Origin of the sequence: Vibrio sp. YT-16, assembly GCF_033337405.1 — a bacterium.
GTDB classification, from domain to species: Bacteria; Pseudomonadota; Gammaproteobacteria; order Enterobacterales; family Vibrionaceae; genus Vibrio; species Vibrio alginolyticus.
This window is the reverse complement of sequence record NZ_JAWOQQ010000170.1, coordinates 1-1,015: the sequence shown is the minus strand read 5'-3', so window position 1 is coordinate 1,015 and position 1,015 is coordinate 1. Positions and strand designations below refer to the sequence as shown.

Here is a 1,015-nt window from a genome sequence, read left to right as displayed (position 1 = left end):
GCCGAGATCTGCTAGAAGCGATTTGCGATGAATTTAAGATCTCTTATCCGCAGGATGCGACGTTAAAACAGCTAAACCAAGTCATACATCATTATTTGCTGCGTAACCACAAGGTGGGTTGGCAGACGTTGCTCGTCATTGATGAGGCTCAGCATCTTGCTGCCGATGTACTTGAGCAACTGCGCTTGTTAACGAACTTAGAAACCGATACCAGAAAGCTGCTTAAAGTGCTGTTGGTAGGGCAGCCAGAGTTACAACGCTTGTTACAGACTACGCAGTTGCGTCAGCTCGCACAGCGTATCACTGGCCGTTATCATCTGTTACCTCTTGATGAGAAAGAGACTGCGGATTACATCGCGTTTCGTTTGCACACGGCTGGTGGCGATCAGCAACTGTTTCATCGCAGTTCCAGTAAGTTGATTGCGAAGTATAGCCATGGCATTCCGCGTCTCATCAACCTGATTTGTGATAAAGCATTGAATATGAGTTATCACCAGGGCAGTGTCGTTGTCGATAAACAGACGGTGCAACAAGCCTGCGAAGAAGTCATGCAGTTTCAGGCGGACATTTACCAGCAAGATAAACCTCGTCAGTCATTTACTTGGCCAGCTTGGGGATCGGCTGCTATTGGTGTAATGGCAGCGGTTGGCGTCGGCTGGGCTGCAATAAATTACATGCCAGTGAAGCCTAAGACTCCGATGTCGGAAGTCCCCGTTGCTGCGTCTTCGTCTACTCCTGCTCCTCTTATGGCAAGTGAGCAGCTAACTGATGCACAGCGCGATATGCTGTTGGCGCAGAAACAATCCAATCTTGCCGTGAATGATCTTTACCGCCTTTGGGGATATCGAGCATCAGTGCGCGATAATCTTTGCTTGTCTGAGCCTCAATCCACCATGCGTTGTGAAAGAAAAATGGCAACCTGGCCCTTGCTGATGCAGCAAAATCGACCGGTTATTTTAGAGTTGAATTATCAAGGCGATGTTGGTTACGTGATTTTGTATGCGGTTGGCAACGA

At 48.3% G+C, this 1,015-nt stretch carries 1 protein-coding gene; it reads left to right on the top strand.

Features of this window, described 5'->3' with window-relative positions:
• On the top strand, positions 1-1,015 hold a 1,015-nt coding region (locus R7F07_RS25530), incomplete at both ends, for an ExeA family protein (RefSeq protein WP_318110712.1).